Origin of the sequence: Hallerella sp. (assembly GCF_022776125.1) — a bacterium.
In the GTDB taxonomy this organism is placed as follows: Bacteria; Fibrobacterota; Fibrobacteria; order Fibrobacterales; family Fibrobacteraceae; genus Hallerella; species Hallerella succinigenes.
This window is the reverse complement of the sequence record NZ_JALFIA010000083.1, coordinates 1-23,476: the sequence shown is the minus strand read 5'-3', so window position 1 is coordinate 23,476 and position 23,476 is coordinate 1. Positions and strand designations below refer to the sequence as shown.

At 48.9% G+C, this 23,476-nt stretch carries 22 protein-coding genes; 3 read left to right on the top strand and 19 right to left on the bottom strand.

Annotation, left to right across the window (positions count from 1 at the left end):
- Positions 1 to 167: 167 nt before the first annotated feature.
- The 5 genes from MR847_RS10105 to MR847_RS10085 form a co-directional block, all read right to left on the bottom strand.
- The gene (locus tag MR847_RS10105) at positions 168 to 1,136 is read right to left on the bottom strand and encodes a hypothetical protein (RefSeq protein ID WP_287723673.1); all 969 of its coding nucleotides are present in this window, start codon (positions 1,134 to 1,136) and stop codon (positions 168 to 170) included.
- A 2-nt stretch (positions 1,137 to 1,138) separates the two neighbouring features.
- Complete coding sequence (locus tag MR847_RS10100) at positions 1,139 to 2,365, bottom strand: DNA cytosine methyltransferase (RefSeq protein WP_106519648.1); 1,227 nt, start codon at positions 2,363 to 2,365, stop codon at positions 1,139 to 1,141.
- Between the two features lie 535 nt (positions 2,366 to 2,900).
- Entirely contained in the window at positions 2,901 to 3,890 is a 990-nt protein-coding gene (locus MR847_RS10095; protein ID WP_199189252.1) for an ORF6N domain-containing protein, read from the bottom strand.
- A 163-nt stretch (positions 3,891 to 4,053) separates the two neighbouring features.
- The gene (locus MR847_RS10090) at positions 4,054 to 5,403 is read right to left on the bottom strand and encodes an MBOAT family O-acyltransferase (RefSeq protein ID WP_277001669.1); all 1,350 of its coding nucleotides are present in this window, start codon (positions 5,401 to 5,403) and stop codon (positions 4,054 to 4,056) included.
- A gap of 75 nt (positions 5,404 to 5,478) precedes the next feature.
- Positions 5,479 to 5,880 (bottom strand): hypothetical protein, encoded by a 402-nt coding sequence (locus MR847_RS10085; RefSeq protein WP_100424380.1) that lies wholly within the window; start codon positions 5,878 to 5,880, stop codon positions 5,479 to 5,481.
- A 43-nt stretch (positions 5,881 to 5,923) separates the two neighbouring features.
- Here MR847_RS10085 and MR847_RS10080 point away from each other — a divergent pair, with 43 nt between their 5' ends.
- Entirely contained in the window at positions 5,924 to 7,963 is a 2,040-nt protein-coding gene (locus MR847_RS10080; protein WP_287723672.1) for an ATP-dependent DNA helicase RecG, read from the top strand.
- Positions 7,964 to 7,968: 5 nt separating this feature from the next.
- On the opposite strand, the gene MR847_RS10075 is transcribed toward MR847_RS10080, so the two are convergent.
- Genes MR847_RS10075 through thiL form a run of 14 tightly spaced genes read right to left on the bottom strand, consistent with a single transcriptional unit; the run spans position 7,969 to position 22,067 of the window.
- Positions 7,969 to 8,736: a hypothetical protein gene (locus MR847_RS10075; RefSeq protein ID WP_287723671.1), complete on the bottom strand. Its 768-nt coding sequence runs from the start codon at positions 8,734 to 8,736 to the stop codon at positions 7,969 to 7,971.
- Positions 8,729 to 9,697, bottom strand: a complete 969-nt coding sequence (locus tag MR847_RS10070; RefSeq protein WP_106519609.1) for an adenosine kinase — start codon at positions 9,695 to 9,697, stop codon at positions 8,729 to 8,731. The genes MR847_RS10075 and MR847_RS10070 overlap by 8 nt, the downstream gene beginning before the upstream one ends.
- An 8-nt stretch (positions 9,698 to 9,705) precedes the next feature.
- Positions 9,706 to 10,536: a rhomboid family protein gene (locus tag MR847_RS10065; RefSeq protein ID WP_100424384.1), complete on the bottom strand. Its 831-nt coding sequence runs from the start codon at positions 10,534 to 10,536 to the stop codon at positions 9,706 to 9,708.
- Positions 10,537 to 11,022 (bottom strand): pantetheine-phosphate adenylyltransferase, encoded by a 486-nt coding sequence (coaD, locus tag MR847_RS10060; protein ID WP_287723670.1) that lies wholly within the window; start codon positions 11,020 to 11,022, stop codon positions 10,537 to 10,539.
- A 9-nt stretch (positions 11,023 to 11,031) separates the two neighbouring features.
- Positions 11,032 to 11,565 carry an RsmD family RNA methyltransferase gene (locus tag MR847_RS10055; RefSeq protein WP_287723669.1) on the bottom strand — a complete coding sequence of 178 codons (534 nt, stop codon included), beginning with the start codon at positions 11,563 to 11,565 and terminating at the stop codon, positions 11,032 to 11,034.
- Positions 11,566 to 11,568: 3 nt separating this feature from the next.
- On the bottom strand, positions 11,569 to 12,588 hold the full coding sequence (locus tag MR847_RS10050) for a hypothetical protein (protein ID WP_287723668.1): 1,020 nt from the start codon (positions 12,586 to 12,588) through the stop codon (positions 11,569 to 11,571).
- Positions 12,585 to 13,493 carry a type IV pilus biogenesis protein PilM gene (locus MR847_RS10045; RefSeq protein WP_100424388.1) on the bottom strand — a complete coding sequence of 303 codons (909 nt, stop codon included), beginning with the start codon at positions 13,491 to 13,493 and terminating at the stop codon, positions 12,585 to 12,587. The genes MR847_RS10050 and MR847_RS10045 overlap by 4 nt, the downstream gene beginning before the upstream one ends.
- 35 nt (positions 13,494 to 13,528) lie before the next feature.
- On the bottom strand, positions 13,529 to 13,975 hold the full coding sequence (locus MR847_RS10040; RefSeq protein ID WP_287723667.1) for a ComEA family DNA-binding protein: 447 nt from the start codon (positions 13,973 to 13,975) through the stop codon (positions 13,529 to 13,531).
- Positions 13,962 to 15,602 (bottom strand): glutamine hydrolyzing CTP synthase, encoded by a 1,641-nt coding sequence (gene pyrG / locus MR847_RS10035; RefSeq protein ID WP_277001650.1) that lies wholly within the window; start codon positions 15,600 to 15,602, stop codon positions 13,962 to 13,964. Before pyrG ends, MR847_RS10040 begins: the two co-directional genes overlap by 14 nt.
- Positions 15,586 to 16,317 carry a 3-deoxy-manno-octulosonate cytidylyltransferase gene (locus MR847_RS10030; protein WP_100424391.1) on the bottom strand — a complete coding sequence of 244 codons (732 nt, stop codon included), beginning with the start codon at positions 16,315 to 16,317 and terminating at the stop codon, positions 15,586 to 15,588. Before MR847_RS10030 ends, pyrG begins: the two co-directional genes overlap by 17 nt.
- A 23-nt stretch (positions 16,318 to 16,340) precedes the next feature.
- On the bottom strand, positions 16,341 to 16,625 hold the full coding sequence (gene gatC, locus MR847_RS10025) for an Asp-tRNA(Asn)/Glu-tRNA(Gln) amidotransferase subunit GatC (protein ID WP_100424392.1): 285 nt from the start codon (positions 16,623 to 16,625) through the stop codon (positions 16,341 to 16,343).
- A gap of 56 nt (positions 16,626 to 16,681) precedes the next feature.
- On the bottom strand, positions 16,682 to 19,177 hold the full coding sequence (locus MR847_RS10020) for an ATP-dependent helicase (RefSeq protein WP_287723666.1): 2,496 nt from the start codon (positions 19,175 to 19,177) through the stop codon (positions 16,682 to 16,684).
- A complete protein-coding gene (locus tag MR847_RS10015) occupies positions 19,177 to 21,081 on the bottom strand; it encodes a GspE/PulE family protein (protein ID WP_241899387.1) in 1,905 nt (634 codons plus the stop codon). Before MR847_RS10015 ends, MR847_RS10020 begins: the two co-directional genes overlap by 1 nt.
- On the bottom strand, positions 21,078 to 22,067 hold the full coding sequence (thiL, locus tag MR847_RS10010) for a thiamine-phosphate kinase (protein ID WP_277001642.1): 990 nt from the start codon (positions 22,065 to 22,067) through the stop codon (positions 21,078 to 21,080). The genes MR847_RS10015 and thiL overlap by 4 nt, the downstream gene beginning before the upstream one ends.
- 38 nt (positions 22,068 to 22,105) lie before the next feature.
- Here thiL and MR847_RS10005 point away from each other — a divergent pair, with 38 nt between their 5' ends.
- Complete coding sequence (locus MR847_RS10005) at positions 22,106 to 22,540, top strand: hypothetical protein (protein WP_100424394.1); 435 nt, start codon at positions 22,106 to 22,108, stop codon at positions 22,538 to 22,540.
- A gap of 4 nt (positions 22,541 to 22,544) precedes the next feature.
- The coding region (locus MR847_RS10000; RefSeq protein WP_287723665.1) for a hypothetical protein at positions 22,545 to 23,476 on the top strand (932 nt) is incomplete at its 3' end.

The following is a 23,476-nucleotide window of genomic DNA, read 5'->3' as shown; positions in this document are numbered from 1 at the left end:
TAAAAAATGTACTTTTGGCCATAGCGTTTTGTTTCCCTTTGTTTTGTGGTAATTACAAGGTAAAAACAAAACGGGCAGGTTCTTCGTCTGAGGAGCCTGCCATTTTTATTTTTGGCTATATTTTTTACCGGACACTAATATAATTTTTTCTATATTTTTACCGGACACTAATAATTAAAAATATTTATTAAATCATCTTTCCAACTATAGATATTGTAAATGATTTTAGGAACATCTATTCCCCTAAGACATTTTCGACCACCAGCAGAAAAAGTATCTCGAAATGAAGGATTGATGACGCCCTGTGTTTGAAGAAGCCATTTTGAAGCGTCATTGTAATTTCCTTCAATAATATTTGGGAACAAAATCAATAGGTATGCGCGAAGAAAACGCTGAACATCTTTAGTAAGCTGATTCCAAAATTGCATTTCAAGCCCAACCATCTTGTTTGCAAATTTTTGGTCTTCTAATTCTAAAGAGTCTATCTGATTTGAGTTTGGAGAATACCACCAAAAATCATCTTCTAATTTTCGTTTCTTGAGATTTATTTTTCGCTGTTCTACAATAAACTCCTTAAATGCATCAAATGGATTTTTCATATGCCGAATTTCATCATATGTCTTTCCCAATCTCTTGAAAAGAGACTGATTATTTGACACATCCATATCCAGCATATAGCGAGGACTGTGTGTTACTGCAACATCTTCGACACATTCTTCAAAAGACCGATACTTAATTTCAAAAGGCTTCTGCCTCGCACAAAATACGTGTATACGACTGACATCAGGAATTCGTGTGGATTCCATGATGCTACCACCCATAATTTTCCATGAACTATTTCGCGTACTGATAGTCTTGACTTCTATTCCAAACGCCTGTTTTTCATTTATTCGTGCAACAATATCTGGAAATTTATGACCGCCGATATATTGAATTTTCCAATCATTTAATCCAACAATATCTTTTGATGCGAGAAGTGCATTATTGACATTAACTTCAAAAGTTTTCCAAAAATCACCTTTGGCAACATCATGCGAATCTAAGAGTAATTTTTCCTTAGTGCAAGAAAGTAAACGTTCAAAGCTATGCAATGTTTGCAAGTTTCGACTTAAATTTTCCCCAACAGCAATAGACACAACTATCCTCCAAACAAATCTTCCCAAATCGATTGTAAGCGAAATCCTATCGCATATCCAAGCATCGGGGGGACTGCATTTCCAATCACTTTATAAGCATCGGATGAATTGACTTTATTGATTCCATCATTAAAGATGAATTCATAATCATCGGGGAATGTCTGAATTCTTGCGCACTCGCGAACACTTAAACGACGCTCTTGCAACCCTTTTGTCAATTCAGATAAAATTTTTCCCCCATGTTCTTTGCTTAAACGACGATATTCAATATTGCCATGATGCTCGCTTCGTATAGTCGGGCCGACTCCATTCATATCGACTTCAGAACTACCCTGCATTTTTCCATAGTATTTCGCTTTGGAATACGCCTTTTGCGCAGCATCGGAACTTTCATCAGGCTCCTTCAATCCGACAAAAGCGTCCTTGCAGGTAACGATTTTTTGAAGACCTTCTCCATGCGTCTTTATTGGGTAAGGATAATACAATGATTTTTCAGAGTTCTTTTCGATGTCTGCAAGAATTTTGGGATTAGCGTATTTTCTTGAAATGCCAATGAAAACGATACGTTCTCGACTTTGCGGGACTCCATATTCCCAAGCCTTTAAAACTTGGGCATCAACAACACAATAACCTTGATCAATATTACGAAAATCGGTTTCGATAATTTTCTTGGCATCACCTAATGAAACAAGTCCTTTTACATTTTCTGCAATGAAAATTTTAGGTTTAACAATTTCTATGACCTGCTTCATCCAAAGATACAACGTTCCTCTGGATTCATTTTCTGCATGTTCTTCGTTTACACCATTATGGCTTTTAGCAGAATCAAAACCAAGTCGTTTTCCTGCAACAGAAAAATCTTGACAAGGGAATCCTCCCGTAACTACATCAATATTTTGGGGAAATCGAAATGTTCCTTGCTTACTTTCTTTTACCAAATCCACAATGGATTTAAGTCGATAAATTCCTTTTATTTCCTTTCTAGTGCCGAAGAAATGATTCCATGCCTTTTGAGCACAAGGCAAAATATCGTTTGCAAAAACCGTCTGGAAACGATTCTTTTTCACTCGGACAAAATTTCGATTGACACAATCCTGAATCCAATCTGGATGAATTTCTTCGTTGACAGATCTTCTGAGAGTGAGAAAACCTCCCTCTAGTCCAAGGTCGAGTCCTCCACAACCGGAGAACAAAGAAAGCACACGAAGTGCATTCTTGCCAAAAGCCATAACGCCTCGATGTTCCAACGGAACAGGTGAAATGTTCTGTTTTCACTTCTGTTCACGAAACACCGGCATGCTTCGACAAGAAAAATGCCCAAATAGAACTCACCCCATAGAGATGAGTCCCATTGGTCCAATTCCTGCTGCGTTAAAAATTTGGTCGTATTTTAAGGACGCAAGAACGGGAGCAAAAACGCTTGTCTTTGCTCTTCCCTCAATATTCGATAAAACAAAAAAGCGTGGTATCGAATACCTGTTCGTCCTTAGGCAACGACCAAGAAGCCCTACGCAAAACAAGCAAACGACCCACGCCCTAATTCGGGTGTGCGTTGTAAGCCTTATTCTTATTGCGTAAAACTTTGGTCGTGTTTTAAGGACGCGAGAATAAGAGCAATAACTCAAAAATTTTATCGCTCTAATTCAGTCGAAAAAGAGCTATGTATAAAATATAAAAAAGACTGAAGGCAGTCAAACGCCAAAATGATTCTATCTTCCTTTAATCAGAAAAGAAGAACAACAAATGCTTTTGGGAAGATTTCTTCTACGAATTTTCCACAGAAATTTGCTCCGCGATTTCATTACTTTTCTTCAAGACTTCATCCAAAGTAAAATCTTCCTTACTAAAAAAGAACGTGTTAGCACCTAAATCTTTAAGAGATGCTCCAAAATGATATGCAGTATCATCGATAAACAAAAATCGATCATGCATTCCATAACTGGGTAAAATCTCTATAGGACATTCAGCATACTGAGCATTATACACCGACAAATCAACCTCAAAAACTTTACTTTTATCATAAGTATAAATAGTTACAGAAACACCTTTTTCTCGTTTAAGCATCATTGCCAAAGTTTTCTCGTCCACATATCTATCGACTAAGACAATCCTCTTTTTGGCCTGCCTAATCAAGCCACACACGAACACATAGGCATCAAAAACCTGATTATTGTAAAACAAGCCCTTTGACTGCAATTCTCCCCTATCCATCGCTTCAAAAACTGCGTCCAACTTTTGATCATGTTCAAGTATTTTCTTGTCTTGCGCAAAAATTCGTTCATCTTGAGCTATCATTTTCGCTTCGACATTTGATAGACGATTGACAAAGCCACCATTTTGCATCATAAAATGGCGCATGGATACAAAAGCATCCATAATAGCTATACTCACTTGAATGGCCGTTTTACTACGAAGTACAGCTGATAGCATGGCAACGCCTTGTTCTGTAAATGCAAAGGGCATTTTTTTTACATGCAAACCGCGCTTATTACCACTTTCGTTTAAAATCACAATCTGTGATTTTAAAGAATCAGGCAATTCATCACGAGTCAATTGAAAGCAATTTCTTTCTGGAAACCGTTCCAAATTTCTCTTAACAGCCTGATTTATGGCTCGAGTTTCCACTCCATAAAGCATTGCCAAATCACGGTCAAGTAGCACTTGTTTATCGCGAATGACAAGAATCATCTTCTCAATGCCTGTCGCTGTCAATGAATTTAACGCGACAATCTCATGACTTTCATCTTTTTTCATTTTCGCTCCCATAAAAAAAGACCTCTTGCCATAAGAACTCCCTAATTCCATCGGGGATATAGCAAAAGATCTTTTTTCAATTTAAATAAGGCTTGCAAGCAGAATTCCGCCGCCAGAGCCTATCCAAAACTACAAAAAATCAAATAAAAAAATTCTACATTCCTTAAAACTGGAAATACAGGAACGGATTATACGTTTGTGTAAATAGCGCCAACACGGCAAACGCAAAAAGTGCAAAGGCAACAATCGTTCGGACCGGGCTGATTTTTTGACACCAGTCAAAAGCGCGGAACGGCGACACCGCGAAAATAAAAGCGATCGCCATAAACACGATCGTAGTCGGCGTAAAGATTTCTGCCGTGAGAATCGGATTTGCAGGATTCACCGGCACAAGTCCGAGCATCGAACCCCACATGTGAACAGCCGACGCGATATCCGGAGAGCGGAAGAGCACCCAGCCGAACAGCACAATAATCTGCGTGAGCAAAATCTGCGCTATCTTCGGAGCCTTGGAATAAAGCGCCTGCTTTCCATTAAAGCGTTCCACGATCATAAAGAAGGCGTGGTAAAGACCCCAGCAAATAAACGTCATTGCGGCTCCGTGCCACACGCCAGACGCGAACATCACGAGGAACAGATTCACATACGTGCGACGCTTCGAAACGCGATTCCCGCCGAGCGGAATGTACAGGTAATCGCGCAGCCAACGCGTAAGCGAAATATGCCAACGGCTCCAGAATTCCGAAATGCTCGCCGAACGGTACGGCCCATTAAAGTTTCGCGGAAAGTGGAATCCGAGCATGAGCCCAAGGCCCACCGCCATATCCGAATACGCCGAAAAATCAAAGTAGATTTGCATCATGTAAGCGACGCTTCCCCACCAAGAATTCAAAACGCCCGGATCCGCCGCTTCAAAAACGCGGTCCGCAATCGCACCGACCTGATTTGCAATCAAGATCTTCTTGGCAAAACCGATGCAGAAATACGTCATGCCCTGCATCCAATTTTCCGCGGTATGTTCACGCGTATCGAGTTCTTCCGCGACCGTATTGTAACGCACAATCGGACCCGCCACCAGCTGCGGGAAAAGCGAAACATAGCAGGCAAAAGTCGCAAAGTTTTTCACCGGAGGCGCATCGCCACGCCACACGTCAATCGTATAGCTCATTGCCTGGAAGGTGTAGAACGAAATTCCCACCGGCAATAAAACGCGCAAAACCGAAAACGGCTCACCACCCAAAAGTTCCACAAGGGCATTCACACCGCCCATCGTGAACATGTAATACTTAAAGAATCCGAGAGTTCCCAGGTTCACAATCACCGACAGCAACAGGGCAAGGTTCCGCTGTGTATTGGAAGCTCCCAAAGCCGAAATCGAACGCCCCGCAAGATAGTTCACAAAGGTCGTGCCGAACATGAGCAGCACAAGCCAAGGTTCCATCCAGCCGTAAAAAAGGTAACTGAAAACGGTGATGAAAAAATTCAGCGTGGAATGGCGCGCCTTACGCCACACCAGCAGATAATATCCCGCAAAAAAGAGCGGAAGAAAATAGAACAAAAAAATCTGGGAAGAAAAGACCATCGAAGCTTACTTCGCCTTCAAAACTTCCACAGCCAAATAACGTTCGGATTCGTCGTCAAAATATTCGTCTTCCACGGCGCCGTCGTAATTGTCATCGAGTTTCACGAGCTTGAGCGTATGCTTGTCGCCCGCCTTGAAAGCGCGCACGTCGCCCTTCGCCTTGTCGGCCATCTTGTCTTTCACCTGGCCACGGGCGATCAGCGGATTGTAAACGCCGACGAGGATTTCCTTGCCTTCGAATTTTCCTTCCACCACCTTCGTCACTTTGTACTTGAACACATAGACGTAGTTGTAAAGATCGTTAGGCGGCATCTTGCCCGGAATCTCTGCAAGCTTTCCTTCCACCGTCAAGTTGCCGGCAAAAAGAAATGCAGAAAACAGGAGCAGCATCGCAAGAATCTTTTTCATAGAAATCCTTTTGGTTTTCAAAAAATATAGGTATTTTTTTCACATGGACTTGTCAACTCTCCCAGGCCTCGGACCGAAACGGCTCAAAGCACTCAACGCTTCCGGGCTTCGCTCCGTTTCGGATCTTCTTTACAATATTCCTCGCACCTGGCTAGACCGCACGCGTTTGAACAAATTATCCGAAAGCCATGTCGGAGAGAATGTGATTCTCATCGGTAAAATTACCCGGGCCGGATTTATCCCCGGTAGGACTTCCCGCTACATGGCCGTTCTCGATGATGGAACGGGTCAGGTGAGCCTTGTCTTTTTCCGCGGTGCTCGTCACTGGGCAAAAACGATGTCCGTGGGAACGCGCTGGTGCGTTATCGGCAAGCTCGGCAACTACCGCGGTTTACAGCTGGTGCATCCCGAAATGCAGCGCATGGGCGACGACGAAGATTTTTCGGGCGGTATTGAACCGGTCTACACGATTACGGAAGAAGAACACTCGGCAAAGATCGAACAAAAGTTTTTCCGGACGCTATACCCGAAAGTTTTCGCCATGCCGAACCTTTCCGTTCCGGACGCTCCCCCAGCGGAACTTACCGAGTTTATGGGATTAAAGCCCGTGCTGCAGAACTTAAAGAGCCTGCACATGCCAAAGACTTTCGCCGAAGCGATGCAGGCAAAGCTCCAGCTGAAAAAACTAGAACTCTTGCCGTTCTGCCTGCGCATGAACGTGCGCCGTCGAAGCCTCGCCTTTCGCGGACAAGCCCGCACTCTAAACGATTCCGCAATCGCCGATGCCAAAGCCTCTTTACCGTTTACGCTTACCGCTGGGCAGTCGAAAGCCGTCGACCAGATCTGTGAAGGACTCCGCGGCAAAAAGCAGTTTCACGCCCTGCTCCAGGGAGACGTCGGCAGCGGAAAAACGGTCGTCGCCATGCTCGCCATGCTCGCCGTCGCCAAAGGCGGCGAACAGTGTGCCCTAATGGCTCCGACCGACATTCTTGCTCGACAGCATTACAAAAGCTTAAAACCATTCTTCGACAAGGCGGGCATCCGCACGGCACTCCTCCTCGGAGCGTGCAGCGCCACCGAAAAAAAGACCATCTCCGGGGAACTTCAAATGGGCATGACGCAAGTCGTCATCGGAACCCATGCGCTGTTTTCCAAAGACGTTCTTTTTCAGAACCTCACCTTTGTCGTCATCGATGAGCAGCACCGCTTTGGCGTAAACCAACGCGAAGCGCTCCTCAAAAAAGGACATTTTCCCGACCTGCTCGTGATGAGCGCAACGCCCATTCCACGAAGCCTCGCCATGACCCTTTACGGTGACTTGACTCCGATTGTTTTGAACGAAAAGCCCGCCGGAAGAAAGCCTGTGAAAACGCGCCTCGTCGACCCGACAAAGCGCGACGACATGAAAAAGTTTTTACTCAAAGAAGTGAAAACAGGCAACCGTCTTTACTGGGTCGTAAGCCGTGTGGAAATCGACGACGAAGGCGGGGCGAAAAGCGTCGATGAAGTCGCCGAAGAACTTTCCTCGTTCACCTCCGAATGGAAGGTCGGAGCAATCCACGGTCAAATGGACGAAGAAGAGCGCGATCGCATTTTAAGCGAATTTGCATCGGGCAAAATTCAGGTTCTCGTCGCCACAACCGTGATTGAAGTCGGCGTGAACGTTCCGGAGGCAAACCTCATGGTCATCGACGCCCCGGAGCGTTTTGGGCTTGCCCAGTTGCACCAGCTCCGCGGACGTGTGGGCCGTGGTAATCAAGAAGCCTGGTGCTTCCTCATCGTTCCGCAGACTAGCCCCGCACACGAAAGGCTTTCCCGCTTCGCAAGTACGGATAACGGTTTTGAAATCGCTGAAATGGATATGCAGGACCGCGGCGCCGGAAACCTCGAAGGCTCCGAACAGAGCGGTGCATGGGTATTCCGCTGGTTCGACTGGATTCAAGACAAAGAACTCATCCAGCGCATTCTGAATACCGCCGAAGAAATCCTCGACAACAAACCGGGATTTTCTCCAGAGGTTCAAGAAAAAATTCAAAAATGGTACGCCTTGATGCCGCAAGGAAATGCGGACGGCGTCCATTAAAAGTTTTAAGCGGTGCGGATAAAAATTTCTGCAACGACCGCCACAAGCGAAAGCGCAGCCACGATTAATTCCACCATAGCCTTCTTACGGAAAGAAGCTTCGAAAACGTGAACCTTTTCGCCGTTCGGCAGACGCTTTTTACGGTTGCACCAGTTCATGCCCGCAATCAGCGAAAGGCACGCACAAAAGCCACCGCCGAGAAGCGCATAAAGGAACTTCGCTTCGCCGACATAGCTAAAATGCAAAGCCGCCACCACAAGCGCAATCGCACAGCCGAAAAAGGCAAACGCAAGGCTTGAATTTTTGACTTCGAGAGGCTTGCGCAGCGCTTCGATGCGTTCTTCAAATAGACGTTTCAAATCCGTTTCAGTATAAGTTTTCCCATGCGACGCAAGAATTTTTCTGGCAAGCATTACATTTTCCGGATTCCATTCATCGGGCTTCTGCAAAATTTCAAGAAGCTCTTCATCGCTAAAACTTTCAAGCATCTGCATGCTCACGTCGTCCGCTTCTTCTGCCGCAGCCGCCTGAACAGCCGCTTCGAGAATGCGACGGGCTGCGTCGATGTCTTTAGCGTGGACGCGCACAATGCAAGAGGACGCTCCACGGTTTTGAAAGTCCAGCCCGAGCGGATCGCCGCCCATGTTCGCATCGTTCACCAGGTTTGATTCTATCGCATTTTCCTGGAGAAGAGCAGCCAACGCTTCGCCTTCTTCCGGCGTCGCAAAAGTTTCTAGCATCATCCATTCGAGCTGATCACTTTCATTAGACATGCTTCATTTCCTCACGGATACGTGCCCAGCCTTCTTCCGGAATCTTTGCACCAACAACCTGCACCACTTCGTTCGAAACGATACTGCCGAGCTTGCCCGAGCGTTCCATGTCCCAGCCGGAAAGAATGCCGTAAAGGAATCCCGAAGCCCAGAGGTCGCCAGCACCCGTCGTATCAACAGCCTTGGCCGGACCGCACGGAATACGCGTCACCACGCCGTCCTTCGAAATCAAAGCGCCACGTTTGCCAAGCTTCACCACGGCAATTTTACAGAACTTTGCAATTTTTTCGAGAGCCGCTTCTTCGGATTCACCCGTGTAAGCCTTGGCTTCGTCTTCGTTTGCAATCACAATGTCAAGTTCACGGCCCGCAAAGAGCCTGTTAAAGAGCGGGCGGCAATCGTTCACCACGCCAAAGGCGCCAAAGTCGAGAGCGGTCATCACGCCACGCTTGCGGGCTTCCTGTACCGTTTTCACAAAGCATTCTTCACCATAAGCGCGATAGCCTTCAAGGTAAAGAATTCCGACGTTATCAAAAAGTTCAGAAGTGATCTCCGAAGCCACTACTTCGTTCGAAGCTCCGAGGAACGTCACCATAGTGCGTTCCGCATCCGGCGTCACCGCCGAAAGAACCGTTCCCGTCGCCGTCAAAGAAGAAAGCATCCGGTTTTCGACACCGCTTTCCGCCAGGTGTTTTGCAAAAAGTTCGCCGAGTTCATCACGGCCCACCTTCGAAATAAAGGAAGCCTTACCGCCGAGCTTTGCCACGCCAACCATCGTATTGCAAGCAGCGCCTCCCGGAACCCTCTGCGGATTTTCGACCTGGTCCATAATCTTCTTCAATGTCGGATAATTGACCGAGCACTGACCGCCCTTCTGCAGCTTGACCTTCTGAATCCAAGCATCGTCAACCTGAGCGAGCATGTCGACAAGAGCTGCACCAAATCCTAAAACTTTTTTCATAAGACTCCTTAAAAACGACGACCACCGCGGCGACGAGCGCTTTCTTCCACCAAGAATGTCTTTTCAGCTTCCGTAAGCGAATTTACGCCACCTTCACTGACTTTTTTCAAGATCATATCCAGCTGCTTCTGACGGTCCATAAAACGGACTTCGCCTTCGAGCGGATCATCCGGCGTACCGGCCGGCTTGCCTTGACGGCGTTCCTTAAACTCTCCACGGAGCTTGTCCCAAATGCTGTTGTCGAACAGATACATACAAAGGAATCCGGAAGCGATACCGCCCAAATGCGTAAAGTGCGCAATCGTATCGCCCGAACCAGCAAACATTACATCCATCGCTACGAAAATCCAAATCGCATGCTTGATCTTCATCGGAATAATGAAGAACATCAAAATGCCACGTTCCGGAAAGAGCCTTGCATACGCCACAAAAACGCCCATCAAAGCACCCGAAGCCCCGATAATGAAGGTCATCGGCGACATCGCACCGAACAAATAGAACGGAATGCTGAACACGCCCGCAAAAACGGCGCAGAACAAGTACAGAATCCAAAAGCGCCTAAAGCCAATCGCCATTGCCACATCGTCGCCGAACATCCACAGCGCAAGCATGTTAAAGAGGAAGTGCCAAAGATCCACATGCACAAAGGCATAGGTCAAATAACGCCAAATCTGTTCATAGGCGACAGGGACCAAGGACCCGTAGCCGACGAGGTAGGTATAAATTCCATCCAGGTTGAATATTCTGGCCAAGTTGCAAATGCCAAAGACCACCAGATTGATAATCAACAATGTGCGAATGGGAGATGAGAGATAACGAAAGGGTTTTAATCCAAACATTTAATGTTTCTCCATTTCGGAAATCAAGTCGGGGAAAAACTCCGCCGGGATCATCTTAGAGACGTCGCCACCAAAGTGCAAAATTTCGCGTACCGCAGAACTCGAAACCGAAGCGAGCTCCGGTTCAATCTGTAAAAAGACCGTTTCCGCTTGCGGATACAGCATCTGATTGTTCCACGCGAGATTTCTTTCCGCGTCAAATTCCACCGCGGAACGGATTCCACGTACCAAGAACTTGGCCCCGGAGTTTTTCATGTATTCTACCGTCAAGCCGTCAAAGGAATCAACCGTCACATTTTTCAAATTCGCCGTCGCCTTTTGAACAAAACGCATGCGCGTTTCCACGCTCAAAAGAGAATTCTTCTGAACATTCTTTCCGACGACCACGATTACACGATCAAAAATAGCACTGGCCCTTTTGACAATGGCTAAATGTGCAACGGTAAAAGGATCAAAAGATCCCGCAAAAACGGCTATACGTTCCATAGCCCAAATTTACAAAGATGCCGAGAAAAAGACGAGCGAACTTTCGCCATAACGGCGGATTCGGCCTTCAGTCGTCCACTCCGGAACGTTCCGCGACGGAACTTCAAACACAGCGGTTCCCGTAGGCTTCAAGAGCTGTAAAAACGGGCGCAGATCCGGGAAAGCCTCTGTAAACGGAGGATCCGCATAAATCAAGTCAAAGCGTTCTTCCGAAGCAAGAGCCTTCTGTAAAAAGTTCTGCGCTTCGGTTACACACAAATGAAGTTTATCGGAAATATCCAAAGACTTGTACGAAGCCGACAGCGAACGTGCCTGGGCACCGTTCTTTTCGACTGCGGTCACAAGTTCTGCGCCACGGCTCACCGCTTCGATTCCCACGCAGCCTGATCCCGCAAAAAGGTCGAGCACGTGAAAGCCTTCAACGTCTTGGAGAATATTAAAAAGCGCCTCGCGCGCCATCGCACCCGTCGGGCGGGTTTTCGATGTCAAAGGCGAGGCGATTTGGCGACCACGAAATGTTCCGCCCGTAATGCGAATGGCCATGTATTAATTCGAAGTATAAATGACAAGAGTCATCCCCGTAGAGATACCCTTCTTGCCAGCTGCAGTCATCTTGATTTTTTCCACGCCAACGCGAACCGTGCTCTTCGAAAGAGCGTTCACAAAGCCGAGAACCGTCTGGAAGTCCGCTCTGGTCGATACGTTGTACGTGTAGCTCTTATAAACACCGAAGTCTTCAACCTTCGGATGCGTCAAGCCAGAAAGTTGCAAGCGGTTGTTTGCATCAAGACCACGGAGCGCTTCGAGTTCCTTCGAAACTTCCGCATCCTTCACAAATGGAACAGAGCCATTGGTGGATTCCGGCTTCGAGTTCAAAACACCGTAAACCGTCACGGCCGTTGCTGGTGCGTTTTCCGGGAGTTCCGGAGTCTTGAATTCAGAACTACCCATCTTCAAACGTTCTAAGTAGCTACGCTGAATCACCGGGGTTTCTGCAACACCACGAATAAAGTAATAGTTCGGAGCCGCATAAATCAAGTCAGCAAAGCTCACGCCTTCCGGAGTCACCGCATTCACAAAAGAGAAGATCTGCGCGGCCATCGCCTTCTGGTAGAAAACCTTTTGCATCGGAAGCTTGGATGCATAATCGTCATGCTTTTCCGTTGGGAAAATGCTCGGCTGTACTGCCTGCACAACGCGTTCCGGAGAGCTCAACTGGGATCTGCGTACGGCAGCGGCCTCTTCTTCTGCACGGCGACTCGCAATCGTACCACCGGCCGTGGTCGTCTGGCCAGCACTGCGAGATTCCATCGCAGGCCCGGCACGGCTCGGATCTTCAATTCCCAAAGCAGCCACAAGCGGAGACGGTAAAACGCCTTCCAGCACATGAGGAACGCCTGCGATTTTCAAAATACAGAACAAAAGCGCCATCACGACCACAGCAGCCACCCACATCATCAGAGGACGTTTGCTCTTCTTCAGCGTCGAAGCCGCAACCGGCTTAACCGGCATCGAAGTACTCGGTGCGGATTGCGTTACGGCATCAATCAAGTTCAGTTCAATCATTGTTTCGCACCCCTCAAAGCTACACCAATGGCTCCCGCGCAAGAAAGCACATGGTTCGCACTTTCTTCATCCACTGGAAGACGGATTTCCGGGAAGGAGTCCAATAGCGAAATTTGCGCACCATGAAGCGCATTGCGAAGCTTTTCCACAAAAAGAAGATCGCTTGCAAGTTCGCCACAGAGCGAGTACTGGTTCACATCCACACCGTTTGAAGTAACAGCCTCTTCCACCTGCGTAGCAATATTCTGGGAGAGAAGATCGTAAGCTTCTTCGCGATCCTTGCCCGCGAGGTCAAGAGTCGAACAGCAACGCAGAGCGCGCAGGTCTTCCTTCGAAGCCCACATGAGCATCACGCCGGTCACATCGGCCTTGATCACGCACTGGAGCTTGTTATCGAGAACACCGCCCACTTCCAAAAGATTCATCAAGGAAATCGCATCGACTTCGAGAATCTTCGGTGCAATCTGTTGATTACGGAAACCCTTTCTGACCGAGTTCACCCAGGTCTTGCGCATTGCAATCATCAGAACCGTGCGGCCGAGTTCTGCAGAGCCACCCAGTTCCACAAAATCCATTACATAGTCCGCCACGTTGGCGTTCACCAGGTTGCCCAAATACCACTGCAGGTATTCCCGCACGTTCTTCGCTTCGGGAGGTACAAACAGCTGACGCACAATGGCGCGGAACGACGAAACGGTCAAAGAAACCGAGTCGATCTGCACGCCTTCATTTTCGGCAAGCCAAGTCTGTAAAGCCGCTTCGAAAGAAGAAACGTCATCCAGCGGATTCGTCTCTGTATTCAGAATAGCCGTTTTGACGACTTTCTTATCCTTGGGGTCATAGAGAGCCACCTTGAGAAGAACTTCGCCCGCTTCAATTCCTAGATGTAACTTTGTATCTTCCATAGCATCAAAAACTTACGTTCCTATTTCCCTTAAAACTAGTCAAAAATAACAAAGGTGAGGATTTTTTCCGCTTTTTTCTTTCCAATTCCGGAGACTTTTTTCAGATCGGAAGGCCCCGAAAAACGTCCATGGGAAGAACGGTACGCAATCATTTTTTCCGCAAGCTTCGGTCCAACGCCTTGAATGGCGCAAAGTTCCTCAGCCGTTGCCCGGTTGATCGCTATCGGAAAATGGACCGCGGGCTTTGTTTTTTTTGAATTTCGAGAAATATTCCCTGTTTTTGCAGACTCTTTTAGCCCGGACTGTTCGATTTGAACGTATCCATTCGGATTGTTTTCGTTTTTCAAAGCTTCCCGGGGCTGTTCCGCGTACGAGAACGTCTCGATTTGCGGCACAGGATCCCACGGGGAAACCTTAACGAGAATACCTAGGGCAAAAAGAAAGAGTGCTAATATAAAGACCTTTTTCTCAGGCGCGTTCATCGGCCGCCTTCAAAAGGCCGAGGAAGAGTGGCGCCGGATGCAGAAGGGAGCTCTTGAGTTCCGGGTGGAACTGGCAAGCCATGAAATACGGATGACCCGGAATTTCCATGATCTGCATAATGTCTTCATTTTTAGCCTTGCCCGAGAACACGAGACCGCCCTTTTCGAGCTGTTCCACGTACTGCGGGTTTACTTCGTAGCGATGCCGGAAACGTTCGCGGATTTCCGTTGCGCCGTAAACCTTTTCGGCGAGGGAATCCTTGCGAATCATAACGTCATGACCGCCGAGACGCATCGTTGCGCCCATTTCCTTGATCTTGTCCTGACCCGGCAAGTAAGCGATCACCGGATCCTTCACATGATGCTTCGAAGATTCGGTTTCCATCGTGCCAGCGTCCTTCATGCCGCAGACGTGGCGGGCAAATTCCACCACCGCGAGCTGCATGCCGTAGCAAATGCCGAGGAACGGAATATTGTGTTCACGCACATACTGAATGAGGACGACCTTTCCTTCGATTCCACGCGTGCCGAAGCCGCCCGGAATGATGACAGCGTCAATGCCCTGCATGTCCGCTTCGACTTCTTCCGGATGCTGCTCCAACTTTTCCGTATCGATCCAGCGAATTTCTACATGCACATCGAGATGGGCTGCGGCGTGATTCAAAGATTCGACAATGCTTGCGTAGGAATCTTCGAGGCGTGTGTACTTGCCGCCGATGGCGACGTTCAAAATCTTGCGCGGATTACTGTCGTTGCGGTTCATCGTATCCACAAGACGGCTCCACGTGTCGAGTTTCGGAGGTGCGTAAATACGAAGCTTCTTCAAGAGGATTTCCGGAATGCCTTCCTTGTCGTAAACGAGCGGGCATTCGTAAACGTGCTTCACGTCCACGCCAGAAATCACGTGGGATGCCGGCAAGTTGCAGAACAGGCCTATCTTTTCCTTGATATGCGGCTTCAGGAATTCTTCGCAACGTGCGATGATGATATCCGGATAAATTCCGCGTTCGTTGAGTTCGCGAACGGACATCTGCGTCGGCTTGGACTTCTGTTCCTTCACGCCCGAAGGAATCGGAACATAGGTCAAATGCACGTACATGCAGTTTTCATTGCCGACTTCATGAGAAAGCTGACGGGCGGCTTCAATGAAGAACTGGTTTTCAAGGTCGCCGACCGTACCGCCGATTTCAATCAGCAAAACGTCTGCGTTTTCCTTGTTCGCCACTTCAAAGAAGTGTTCCTTGATGGCGTTCGTCACGTGCGGAATGAACTGCACCGTGTGACCGAGGTAATCCCCGCGGCGCTCCTTTTCAAGAATGAGCTTAAAGACCTTACCCATGGTAAGGCTCCATTCCGAACGCGCCACGACATTCAAAAATCTTTCGTAGTGACCGAAGTCCATATCGACTTCGCCACCGTCATCCAACACATAGACTTCCCCGTGTTCCGTCGGGTTCATCGTACCCGGATCCGTATTCAAGTAACCATCGCACTTGACCGGAATCACTTTAAGACGATTCGAAAGAAGCGCGCCGATACTCGCAGCAGCTACACCCTTTCCAAGCCCCGAAATCACACCGCCCGTTACGACGATGAACTTTGTTTTACCGTTATATTGATTTTCCATTTTGATTTGCTTCCATTTGTTTCAAGATGGATTCGACCTTTTGCACATCGGACGGTAAGTCGACCGATGCCGAAAGGGATGTACAATGAACCATGCGAATGGGCCTTTTGCCCAATATGCGAAGTTGTTCCAAGGAACGTTCTTTTTCGAGTTCCGACTGCGGGAGACTCGCGAATTCCTGACGGGCTTCTGCGGAATACGCATACACGCCCACATGCCTGAACCACTTGCGCGGTTCCGGCGGGAGTTTTCGAATAAATTCGACTGCATGATCCGTAGAATCGATTTCGACTTTGACCACGGAAAGACAGTCCCTATCTTCATCTGCGAGCGGAGCCGCGACCGATACCCAGGAGTTCGGTTCTTCGGCAAGGGCCTTTGCCACATCGCGGAGCATCTGAAGGTCCGCGACAGGTTCATCTCCCTGCAAATTCACCACCAGGTCCAGGCCTAATTTTTCAGCGGCTTCGCTGACTCGGTCAGAACCCGTTACAGCAGGACCGGTGAGGACGGCTGTATATCCAGCCTCTTCTACCGTTTTAAAAATACGAATGTCGTCTGTAGCACAGACGACACTCTTAAAACACCCGGCGGCGACAGCTCTATCTAACGTGCGAAGAATCATGGGCCGTCCGCAGATGGGGACGAGAGGCTTTCCCGGAAACCGGGAAGACGTGTACCGTGCGGGAACGACGCAATGAACAGCTACTGCCATAGACTTCTTTTTAGGATAAAAAATTAACCGATAACCTTCGGGATCACGAAGTGATCGTTTTCGACTTCCGGAGCATTCGCAAACGCCTGTTCATGTGTGAACGACGGCTGCGGAACATCTTCGCGAAGAACGGTCGGCGCATCTTCGACACCCGTCATCGGTTCCACATTCGAAAGATCCAAAGCCTTCAAGTCTTCCATGTAGTGAAGGAGCTGGTCCAAACGACCCGAGAAGGATTCAATTTCCGCATCCGAAATCTTCAAACGGGAAAGTTTTGCAATCTTCAAGATTTCTTCTTTACTCAGCATGTTTTAACCTTTTCAAAAATTCAACTCTATTAAAATAGAAAACTCAGAGTCAGATGCTAGTCCAAAATTTGGAGTCCGGCGTATTTTAAAATCAATTTTCTTACAATTCCGTTAGAAAATCGGACTTCCACACGCGTGTTTTCTCCAGAACCTGACACATTTGTCACGACGCCCGTTCCGAACTTCATGTGCTGAACCCGGACGCCGCTGCGCAGCGGATTATCACAATCCACATCGTACACAAGACGCGGTCCCTTTTCGACTTTTTCCACGATCTGCGGATTCTTGTAAACGATTCGTTGCGTCTTATGAAGGCCTGTCGCCTGCGAACGGCCCGAAGAAGCGAACGACCGCGGATACGAACCTGAAAAATCGGCTCCACGCGAAGCGCCAAAACGGTTTCCACCATTTCCATACGAACCGTAAGCAGGCCGCAAACCAGCCCCACGGGCCGCATAACCGCGAAGTCCCTGATTCCAAGGTTCCCCGGTAAATTCCTGCGAACTTTCATCCGCACAACGCCCTTCGATCGAAGTCGTCGAAGGATCGATTTCTTCAAGGAATCGAGACGGTGGGAACGGTCGTAGACTTCCCTGCCAAAAACGCCGTCCCGCATGGTACAGGTAAAGGATATGCTTTGCACGGGTGCAGCCCACATAGAACAGGCGTCTTTCTTCTTCCGCCTGCTTTTTGCGTTCATCGGGAGTTTCCGTCATGCTCGATTCGCGTACAAGCGGGAACACGCCTTCGTCGCAACCCGCAATGTGGACCGTATCGAATTCAAGGCCCTTCGCCATGTGAATCGTCATGAGCGTCACACGGGTCTGCGCATTTTCGACCTTCTTGTCCGCATCCGTCAAAAGGGAAATTTCCTGCAAGAATTCGTCGAGGCCCTTATCCGGATTTTCTTCTTCGAATTCACGGAAAGCGTTCACCATTTCATCGAGGTTACGTCCGCGTTCGTCCGAAGTCGTTTCGTCTTCCTTCTTCAAGAATTCCTTGTAGAAGGTATCGCGAATCACATGTTCCGCGAGAATCGGAAGCGCTTCGTGACCGTGCAACAGGGCGAGCCAACCGTCGACCATATTCTTAAAGTTCTCAAAGCCTTTCGCTGTGCGACCGCCCTTCGCAATTTCGGAAGGCAAGGCTTCCCAAAGCGAACAGGCGTTCGTCGTCGCCGTCATTCGTAGTGCGTCAAGCGAACCGCCACCGATACCGCGCGGAGGCGTATTGACAATACGCAAAAGCGCCGCATCGTCCTTCGGATTCGAAAGAAGACGCATGTACGCCATAATGTCGCGCACTTCCTTGCGATCCCAAAATCGAGTACCGCCATAAATCACGCACGGAATTCGGGAATCGTTCAAAGCCTTTTCAATCGCACGGGACTGCGCATTGGTACGGTAAAAAATCGCCGTCTGCGCATAGGCATCCTTACCCGCGGCGAGGACCCGCTTCGCGATCTGTTCCGCTTCAAACGTATCCGCAAGAACATTCACCACATGAATCGGTTCACCCGCCGGTTCCTTCGAATAGACGTTTTTCGACATTTCCAAAGGCCGGTCGTTGTGAGCGATTACGGAGCCCGCTCCCTTCACAATGTTTGCCGAAGAGCGGTAATTGCGTTCAAGCTTAAAGAACGTCACCTGGTCAAAATCATGCGAGAAATTGCGGATAATTTCAATGTTTGCGCCACGCCAGCCATAAATACTCTGGTCATCGTCGCCCACGACCGTCACATTCTGCTTGGAACGGTCGATCAGCAACTTCAAAAGTTCGTACTGGACGTCGTTCGTGTCCTGGTATTCATCGACCACCACATACTGGAAACGGTTTGCAAACTGAGCCGCCACCTGCGGAAGTTTTTGCAAAAGTTCCACCGTATTCAGCAAAAGGTCATCGAAGTCCATCGCGTTCGCATCGCCGAGCTTTGCCTGGTAATCGCGATAGACGCCCGCCATCTTCTGTTGATCCGGAAAGGCGGCCTGTTCCAAGGCGACCGTCGGCGTCTGCAAAACGATGCGGTAACTGCCATCCGGGAGCGACTGCTTCACCACGCTGTTCTTGTACTTCGAAATGATGCTGCGAGCCTGTTTCAGCTTTTGCGCATCCATGTCGTCGCCAAAGAGCGGCTTTAGAATTTCTTTTAAGATCTTTTTTTGGTCGTCATCGTCGTAGATGGAAAAGTTCCTATTGATCTTCCATCCGAGCGCCTGTCCAATGCGCTCGTTCGAAAGGCACAGGCGGAGAATGCGCACGCAGATCGAATGGAAGGTGCCCATCCATTCGAGGTTCACCTTGCCTTCGAGAATCTGCTGAATACGCATTTTCATTTCACGGGCTGCTTTGTTCGTAAAAGTGACCGCGAGAATGCGACGAGGATCCACGCCCTTGGAAGAAATCAAGTGCGCAATTTTATAAGTAATTGTACGGGTTTTTCCCGAACCGGCGCCTGCCAAAATGAGAGCAGGGCCTTCAGTCTTTGCGGCCGCGGCAACCTGTTCTTCGTTCAGTTCTTCATGTAAGCGCGTAAGATCAATTATACGCGCCATTAGTCATCCGGGTTCGATGCACCAAGCACCTGTTCAAGAGTGGTAAGACCATCCAAAGCCTTCTGCAGACCATCCATACGCAGCGTGATCATGCCGCATTCCTTCATGGCGATTTTCTTAATATCGTCACCGGAAGCGCGTTTCACAATCGCATTACGCACAGCTTCATTCGGTACGAGGAACTCATAAATACCGCAACGTCCCTTGTAACCGGAACCATCACAGTGTTCACAACCTCTGCCGTGGTAGAACTGCATATCCGGAGCGAGGTGCAATTCTTCACGGAGTTCCGGGGAAATGTCCACCGGTTCCTTACAGTGCTTACAAATACGGCGCACAAGACGCTGGGCAAGAATACCCTTCATCACGGTTGCGACAAGGAACGGTTCGAGGCCCATTTCCAGCAAACGCGGGAACGATCCTGCGGAGTCGTTCGTATGGAGCGTACTGAACACCAAGTGGCCCGTCAAAGCCGCTTCGATAGCCATCGAAGATGTTTCCTTGTCACGCATTTCACCGATCATAATCACGTCCGGGTCCTGACGCAGCAGTGCACGAATACCCGCGGCAAAGGTAAAGCCTGCGGCCACGTTGATCTGACCTTGGTTCACACCGTCAATATTCAATTCGACCGGGTCTTCCATCGTCGAAATGTTGATCGTGGGGTCGAGAATTTCACGAATAGAAGCGTAAAGCGTCGTAGACTTACCGGAACCCGTAGGACCGGTCACGAGCACAATGCCGTTCGGAGAGTTGATCGCATCCTTGAACTGCTTGAACATCACAGGCGCAAAGCCCATATCCTTCAACGGGAACTGGCCCGAGTTCGGGTCCAGAATACGCATCACTATTTTTTCGCAAATACCGCGCTTACGCAAAGAAACCGGGAAGGAACTCACACGCAAGTCGACTTCGCTTCCGCGGAAACGCACGGTAAAACGACCATCGAGCGGCTTACGCTTTTCTGCAATGTCCATCTTCGCAAGGAGCTTAATTCTCGAAAGAATCTGGTTCATCAAGCGGGCAGGAATGGGAGCCTGGACCTGGAGGTCACCATCGATACGGTAGCGGAGCTTGAGGAACGTTTCCTGCGGTTCCAGGTGAATATCGGATGCGTGACGGGAAATCGCTTCTTGAATGAGCGAAGTCACGATCTTCACGACCTGCTGACCTTCTTCGTCCGTCAGTTCGGCTTCCTGAGTCTGTTCCGACTCGCGGTCCACTGTTTGCAGTTCTTCCGCCTCGTCTGCTTTCGCCTGATTCAGTAACGCTTCGAGGGAATTGCCCGACGCGGACATATAGGTGCGGTCGATGGCCGACATCACATCCTTTTCGCTCGCCATCACGATGTCCACTTCCATCTGGGACTTGAACTTCACGATATCGATGACACGCACATTCGTCGGGTCCGTCATCGCGATCGTCAAAACGCGGTCCGTAAAGAACAGAGGAACGATCTTGTAGGTGCGGCAGACGTCTTCCGAAATCTTGTTGTGGGCTTCCGGGTCAATATTAAAGTTGGAAAGCTTGACGTACGGGACTTCGAACTGGGCAGAAAGAATTTCGACCAAGCGCTCTTCCGACATATAGCCGAGAGTCACAAGGGTACGTCCCAAACGCTGCCCGGTTCTCTTCTGTTCTTCGAGAGCCTTGTTCAGCTGTTCTTCCGTAATAAATCCATGCTTCAACAGAAGTTCTCCGATACGCATTCTTGTCGAATTGCGCATCTGAACACCGAGAATGTTCGTCAGGACTTCTTCGCTGACCATGCCGAGACGTACGAGAATCTTTGCAAGGGCAAGACCTGTGCGTTCATGCTCGCTCATCGCATGTTTCAGCTGATCTTCATCAATAACCCCCTGTCGTAGCAGGAGTTCACCAATCTTTGACGTTCCTTGACTCATAAATGTGACCAGCAGTCCGCCTTTAGAGTTTCCACTTTTCCAGCCAAATTCCGAATTTCCACGCCCGAGCCTTCGAGCACTTCACCAACGGGATACACTGAAAGATTATTCTTTAAGAATATACTTTTTGAAAGGTCGCTTGTGAAAAGCAAACGGTAATCTTCACCGCCTTTTAACCAAAATTCTCGCACATCGACGCCATACTTTTCGCTTAGGCGCAACGCACCGGGATGAATCGGCACACTTTTTTCGTCAATTCGGATCCTTACGCCCGAAGAGAGCGCCAAATGGTTCAATTCCGAACTCATTCCGTCCGAAAGATCAATGCAGCCGCCCGAAACTCCGGCCTGTACAAGTTTCATGCCCATCCGTTCATCGATTTTGGGCGAAAGATGTTCGCGAACTACATCCACCAAATCCGGATCGCTCTGCTTGCCATGCAAAAAAGCCCAAAGGCCGGCACCGCTTGCTCCGAGAAAGCTCGAAACGTAAACCGTATCGCCGACTTTTGCACCCGAACGCTTTAAGGGTTCTCCCTCTGCCCGTCCGAGCAGCGTAACCGAGAACAGACCTTCCTTTGCCGCCACGACATCCCCGCCGATTAACGCAATACCTCGTTTTCGAAATCCGTCGGCAAAAGCCTTCGCCACTCGTTCCCGTATTAATTTATCCCAACTCTGATTTACGCAAATGCCGAGCAAGGCAATCTTCGGTTCGCCGCCCATCGACGAAATATCCGACACATTCGAAACGATGCATTTTTCGACCGCCTGCTCCGGAGTCGACCAGTCCAAGCGAAAATGCGAATTTTCCGCCGACATATCCTTGGTCACGAGCCAACCGTCAAAAGCGGCACAATCATCCCCCGCTCCGAACCAAAAACGCGAATTTGGAGCGTTTTCATCCATCGGAAGGGCGTCCGACAGTACCTTTTGAACAAAATCGAATTCCCCCAAAGGAGGAAAATGCAACGAAGAATGGGTCATTTCTTAGAAAATCTAACTTTTTTAGTTATTTTTTAGCCGTGGGACACATCTTTTTTATTTCAGACGACCGCGAGACGGATTTGACGGAGCTTGCCAATTGGACTCTCGATTGGATGCTTTCGCATGACATACCGGCGGATACAGCCATCTACACCTGCAAGGGAATCGAACAGGGTGAAGAGGCTTTGGACACTCCGCTTTCGCAAGGGGAATCCCCTGCGCTGATCGTCCTCGACCATGGAGTCAAGCCGACGAAGAAATCCATCGCATTCGGCAACCATTTACGCGATGCCATTCCGGAATCCTGGATTGTCGAACTCGTTGAAAAAGATTACCCGGTTTCCAAAAAATCCGATGACGCCTTCTTTATGCCGAAGCCAATCCGCAAGGCGGAATGGGAAGATGTCCTGCAACACGTATTTGTCGAAGCCGGTTCGCCGCAGTGGTCGAACGTCTCCTCCTTCCGTCCTTAAAATCATGAAAAAAGGTATCGCCTATTTCGGTGTCCGCAATCCAGAACGAGCTGTAGAAGATCTTCGGGAAATCCGCGACGCCGGTTTTACGCATGTTCTGCACACCTGGTCCGAAGAAGACGAACAGTATTATCCGAAGACGATGAAGGAAATCATCGAGAAGTCTGTCGAACTCGGACTGAATGTTTACGTCAATCCTTGGGGAATCGGTCGCGTCTTCGGCGGAGAAGCCTATTCGGAACTCACCGCCCGCAATCACGACATGTGCCAGGTCTCGCTCGACGGCCAAACATCTGTCGCCGCATGCCCGAACCATCCGGAGTTCCGCGCATACATGCACCGTTGGATTGCAAGCGTTTGCGACTCTCAGGTCGAAACCATCTTTTGGGATGAGCCGCACTTTTACTTTGAAAAAGGCAAGCTCGAAAACTGGGCATGCCTCTGTCCGCACTGCAAAAAAAAATTCCGCATCCGCTATAACCACGAGATGCCTGCGGAAATGACGGAAGAAGTCCAAAAATTCAGGGAAGATTCCCTGGTGGATTTCCTCGCCGAAATGACCGCCGACGTACACGCGCGCGGAAAGCGCAACTGCGTATGCATGTTACCGCCGTGGTTCCCCGCGGGACTCGACGACTGGGATCAGATAGCAAAGCTCGATTCCGTTGACGAAATCGCCTGCGACCCTTATTGGGAGCGTGGAGCCTTGGAAGAATCCGTGCAGAAGCATTATGCGGAAACCTCCAAGCGTATTTTCGAAATCGCAAAGAAATACGGCAAAGAACCGCAGATGTGGATCAAGAATTACCAGATTGAAAAAGGTCGCGAAAAAGACATCGCTATCGCGACAGAAGAAGCCCGCAAAGCGGGCATCCTGAACATTTTTGCCTGGTCCTTCCGCGGGAACGCCTATCTTTCCTGGCTCGCTTCCGACGA